General features: G+C 44.9%; 9 protein-coding genes. All 9 read left to right on the top strand.

Features of this window, described 5'->3' with window-relative positions; translation table 11 throughout:
• On the top strand, window positions 1-251 hold a 251-nt coding region (locus IEN85_RS24555), incomplete at its 5' end, for a hypothetical protein (RefSeq protein WP_224772571.1).
• 204 nt (window positions 252-455) lie between these two features.
• Window positions 456-680 (top strand): hypothetical protein, encoded by a 225-nt coding sequence (locus tag IEN85_RS22310; RefSeq protein ID WP_191619328.1) that lies wholly within the window; start codon window positions 456-458, stop codon window positions 678-680.
• 153 nt (window positions 681-833) lie between these two features.
• Window positions 834-1,190 carry an immunity protein Imm33 domain-containing protein gene (locus tag IEN85_RS22305; protein WP_224772854.1) on the top strand — a complete coding sequence of 119 codons (357 nt, stop codon included), beginning with the start codon at window positions 834-836 and terminating at the stop codon, window positions 1,188-1,190.
• A 121-nt stretch (window positions 1,191-1,311) separates the two neighbouring features.
• On the top strand, window positions 1,312-1,770 hold the full coding sequence (locus IEN85_RS22300) for a hypothetical protein (RefSeq protein ID WP_191619327.1): 459 nt from the start codon (window positions 1,312-1,314) through the stop codon (window positions 1,768-1,770).
• 21 nt (window positions 1,771-1,791) lie between these two features.
• Window positions 1,792-2,334 (top strand): hypothetical protein, encoded by a 543-nt coding sequence (locus IEN85_RS22295; RefSeq protein ID WP_191619326.1) that lies wholly within the window; start codon window positions 1,792-1,794, stop codon window positions 2,332-2,334.
• Between the two features lie 126 nt (window positions 2,335-2,460).
• Window positions 2,461-3,270 carry a GNAT family N-acetyltransferase gene (locus IEN85_RS22290; RefSeq protein WP_224772852.1) on the top strand — a complete coding sequence of 270 codons (810 nt, stop codon included), beginning with the start codon at window positions 2,461-2,463 and terminating at the stop codon, window positions 3,268-3,270.
• A gap of 69 nt (window positions 3,271-3,339) precedes the next feature.
• A complete protein-coding gene (locus tag IEN85_RS22285; RefSeq protein ID WP_191619325.1) occupies window positions 3,340-3,765 on the top strand; it encodes a hypothetical protein in 426 nt (141 codons plus the stop codon).
• A 24-nt stretch (window positions 3,766-3,789) separates the two neighbouring features.
• Window positions 3,790-4,332 carry a hypothetical protein gene (locus IEN85_RS22280; RefSeq protein ID WP_191619324.1) on the top strand — a complete coding sequence of 181 codons (543 nt, stop codon included), beginning with the start codon at window positions 3,790-3,792 and terminating at the stop codon, window positions 4,330-4,332.
• A gap of 83 nt (window positions 4,333-4,415) precedes the next feature.
• A partial coding sequence (locus IEN85_RS22275; RefSeq protein ID WP_191619279.1) for a hypothetical protein occupies window positions 4,416-5,111 on the top strand: 696 nt, incomplete at its 3' end.

Here is a 5,111-nt window from a genome sequence, read left to right as displayed (position 1 = left end):
ACGTTCTACAAAAAAAGATGAAATTCGCCAATCAAGATGAGAACATCCACCTCGAAAGAGAGCGTGATCGTGTATTCAAAGAAAAATACGATTCTCGGCGAAATGAGCTCAAGACCACTATTTCAATCCTCAAACCACTGAAGTGGGTCTATTTACGATTCTGGGCCTCGAAAGAAACGAAAAAGGAAATGATCAGAAGAGGCTATCTTCCCCAAGGACATAGCATCCATACTTTCGATAGCTTCGACTGAAAACCATGAGGAGAAAAATTCGTAGAACCAGTCGTCCCATACAACTCGGGCCAAGCGCCCGAGTTGTGGAACCAGCAAGGACATCTCAAACCCCAACTTTACCCTAAACCATCACTGAAGCCCTCGCGTATGGACTTCACGTTGGCAAAAATAAGAATGGGAATGATCGACTGCAAAACTCACGGAAGAACCGAGATCACACTAGTGACCTCCCTGATCCGCTTAGCAGTTGATGAAGATCATGAACTATCAAAGATAAGAATCGTCCAAGATGAAGAATTCGGTATTCGGTACATAGTCTCGGACGAAGAATCGGATGCGAACCAAACAGTTTGCAGCAAATGTCTGGAAGAAAGAATTATGGATTCGAGAGACGATAGTTTGATCGAAAAATGGAATGAATCAAAAGGTTGGGGATTGAAGATTTGAATACCAGTATGAATCAAAATAGTGCCAACCAGACATCGCACACAATGTCGGCAAACGCCCGCCCCTTTCACAACGACCCCATGAAAATCAACCCAAACAGACTTGGAACCTCAACCGAAGCCGCCATCGTGTGGATTTGACGTTGTCGAAAAAATGAAGAAGGCAGTCTTCCTATCAATCATCACCATGAGCATATTCTCAGGTCTATTCGGAAAGAAAGAAAATCCGGTTGTATTCAAGTTTTCATCCCCAGAGAACGAAGCCTGCTTTACATGTAAGCACGTGCTCGAAGAAAATAAACCGATTCTCTACGTGAGCCACGATGAAGAGGATGGTGGCTGGCAGTTTTTATGTGGTGCAGAGAACCACGAAGAAGAAGATGCAAGGATAGTTTCTTTGCTAGAGATCGTGAAGATCGATCCAAGAGTGAATGCATTGTACGAAATGCCGGAAGGTGTCTGTGCTGAAAGAAAATCTAAAGACGGAGAATGGAAAGCATTCAAAAACTAAGCGACAACCAGGCAGCTCACACAATGTCGGCAAACGCCCGCCTCTTTCGTAACGACCGTATGGAAATCGACATCACAACTAATGGAAACTTATCCGAAGCCGACATCGTGTGGCTTTGACGTTGGACGAAGAAACATTGAAAAACCGTATTTCCAGTTCCACGACAAAAGGCTTGGCAATCAGCTACTATGTGTACCTTGCCCTGATTACGATTGGACTGATCATCCATCCTGATTGGCCATTGTTCATCTTCGCTATTTTTGCATACGCGATTGTATCTTTTTTGCACTTCACGTTCTTCAGTAAGCTGTGCGAAGTTCGTCAAACAGACGAAGGCTTAGAGATCGTAAAGAAAGGAATAGAAACCAGGATCCGATATGATGAGATTATCAGCATTGAGAGAAATGGGACATGGTTTGTACCAGTTTGCGTATTCACGGAAAAATACGAATCATTCTACTTCCTAACTGCTGACTTCCCTATGACGGACAACAATGGAATTGTGAAAAACTTGAGAGACAAAATCATGTCCAACCAAACGTCGCTCACAACTCCGGACGCTGCGCGTCCTACGTCGTGAGGACTCGACGTTGTCTAAAGAATGAGTAAGCATCTCAAACCACTAATCAAAGCGATCAGGAAGGCTCCGACCTCCTCTCCTCCGGCACCATGGAGAGAAACCGCGACTATCGCAGTGGGTGGACTTTCTTCAGTCGGTTTCGCAGAAAAAGAAGAGCACCTACTTGTAGTGTCATCTCAAGGACGTAGTGTTATCGACTGCTCGACTGGTGAGCGTTTAGAAAGGAATAGAGAAGAATACGATGAAGACACGTCTCTACTCGAAGCTGAAGGCATCGGTCCGCTCGCTGGAACGAAAATAAAGATAAGCGGGCTCTACGGAGGCGGTTTGCCGAACTCCACAGATGACATGTGGGCAGTTCACGAGGTTACTCTCGAATGGCCGGAGACTACCTTAATCATGACGGAGCCTGGTTCTTGGCTCTATGGAATGATCTATGAAAAGAAGGGAGACTTCGTGAAGATTGGATCTGAGCTAGAGTTGAGAGCATTCGGCTTTTCACCTTCAGGCAGGAGTCTTGTCATAGCCACAAGCAGTGATGTTACGATTTACCACAGAAAATAAAACAGACAACCAGGCGTCGCATACAACTCCGGCCATCGCTCCGCGATAGCCTCCGTCGTATGGACTTCACGTTGTGCAAAAAGAGAAATCGACCTTACCCCACAACAAATCAACCAGCACCGTAATTTGATACATAAACTAGACAGCAAACAACTTAAGAAAAACCCAGAATTAGCTCAAAAACTATCTACCATTTTTGAAGGTCTCAATAGCGTGGTCCTACTGTCTTGTCTCCAAGGGCATATGGGAAACGCCTGGGTAGATGATTTGGATCACCCGACTGTTGCTCAAATAACGGTAGGAATCTTCGTATACTATGCAGGTGATTCAAATTCAGTCGAAGCAACGGATTTACTACACAATCTTCCCGACTACACTCTAGTCATTGTCGAAGCCGAAGATTGGAAACGAAAGGTTGAAGAGATTCACAAGGGCTACAATGAACGGTTTCAACGTTGCAGCTTTAAGAAAGAAAGTAAGTACTTCGACCCCGAAAAGCTAGCCAAGTATCGTGACTCTTTACCTAGCGGGTATGAACTGGTCGAACTGAATGCAAAGCTACTAACCGACTCATCTTTTCTCGAGCTGTCCGAGGATTTCGTAAGCCAGTTCGATGATCCAAGCGACTTCCTGAACAGAGGTATTGGGGTCTGCATCCTGCACCAAGGAAAACCTGTCTGCGGAGCTACTTCATACAGCATCTACAACGATGGCATCGAGATTGAGATAGCAACGGACCCGGCACACAGAAGAAAAGGTCTAGCGACAACTGCCGCAGCAGCGCTGATTCTCCAATGCCTAGGCAATGGAATTTATCCAAATTGGGACGCGGCGAACCCCGAGTCTACCGCGCTGGCAGTTAAACTTGGTTACGTTGTTGAGTCTGAATATGACACCTATTACATCGATACCGAAACAGCACGAACGAGTGCATAAATAAGCACAACAAAACGCTGCAGACAACGAGCGCAAGCGCTCGCGTCTGAGCTTGGCGTTCTCAGAATTATGAATACGAAAACTACAACGGCCTACGTCCTTGTTCTATTCATTGCGTTTTCGTTTTGCTTCACTTCCGATGCCAAGCCTCGAACCAACTACTCCGAACAACATTTCAGGAAGGACATAACCAGAGGAAAAGAAATAGAAAAGATCCTCCAGTGGATAGACGAAAGCAATGAAGCCGAGTTTCACAGAACTGAGATTTCTGGACTTGGATTCGTTTCATTCAAAAGCAGCCCTAAGGAAATTTACATGATCACGCTTTCCCGAGATAATGAGCTTACCTTCGTCTGCAAAGCCCCTAAAGAAGATCACTACGACATAAAGTCAGAGGTGATTTGGCCTTTGGAATGGAACGGTAGAACAGCAGAAGAATTTTATGAGAACCAGGCGCCGCTCACAACTCCGGAGGCTGCGCCTCCTTCGTCGTGAGGACTTGTCGTTGGATCAAAGAAAATGAAAAGAAGACGAGTCCCAGTCCTCTCTGAAAGAGGCAAAGTTTACAGCCTTGTCTTACTTTTTGTATCTTCACTCATCGTTTGGCAACTCACCAAACTGACTAACGATTACTCCGAGACATCCTCCCACACCATAAGAATTAAGGAAGCACTTGAGCCATACCTCTACCACAAGCCCGACGAACTTCCCCCAGGTACAATAGAACGCGAGACCGACTATCTAGCGGGACACAAAGAAGGATGGTACACGATCATGCGAACGTCTCACCACTCCCCCGATAGTGACGAACGTCCCCAGCCTCCATACCAGTTACCAGAAAAGTTTTTTGACGAGTCAGACGATCACCTAACGATCTACGAAAGAGGCTTCAGAGATGGATGCTTCGAAGCAGACGAGACTGTACGCAGGATCCATTTCTATTCCCCACGAGAATTAAGAAAAGATATGAGAAGAGCGTTCTCGTCGATTATAGTGCGCGATACACCAAAAGCAGTCTTACATCACTTGAAAGAGATCGGCTACGATTTCGATACATTATGAAAAACAAAATTATCCAATCAGACGTCGCTCACAATTCCGATAGGCTCCGCCTATCTCCATCGTGAGGACTTAGCGTTCGAAGAATGAATTTAGATTGGGCAGAGCTTTTGTGTAAGATCAACGACATGTTCGTTAATCTCACTCGCGAGAAGATTTTCAAGAAGGAAACGAACGACTTTAAGAAGCACGTAAGATCGTGCCTAAAATTAAACGACGAAAGTGATTGGAACTACATTCTCGCCTCAGAAGACATTCTGGAGGATTCAAACGCTGCCATTCAGAACTTCCTAAAATTTGGCATTAGCGGCCCAACTAAGTATGACGAGTTGGGAGAAAAGTATTTGAGACTTTATGGCCTACTCAACGCGGTATACCTGCAGCAAAATGCCCTGCTTAGCTTGGCGAAGTTCTTTCAGCATCCAAATTATTCCAAAATGAGAGAAGACTTAGAAAGTCTTCAAATCAGGCGTATCAGAAATCAACTGGGGGCTCATAGTGTAGATTTCTTCGAGGAAGAAGGGTTCCCGAATAGAGCCTTTGTTCCAGTTCGGATCTCCTTAGAAGACTTCCATGTCGAGTTCTTTGAGCACACTAAGGATGAGATGCATAAAGCAGACTTAAAAGAATCGATTGAAGAGCATCTAAAACTAGCATCACACGTATATCTGGACGTGATTGAGAAGTCCATTAGGACCATTTACAAAAACAACCCTGAAAAAATTGAATCCCTAATCGAAGCTTTCAGTCCGTTTAGGGAACGATTAAAAGGAAACATAGTT

This window comes from Pelagicoccus enzymogenes (assembly GCF_014803405.1).
In the GTDB taxonomy this organism is placed as follows: Bacteria; Verrucomicrobiota; Verrucomicrobiia; order Opitutales; family Opitutaceae; genus Pelagicoccus; species Pelagicoccus enzymogenes.
The sequence above is the reverse complement of the archived record's forward strand: the minus strand, read 5'-3'. Positions and strand labels throughout refer to the sequence as shown.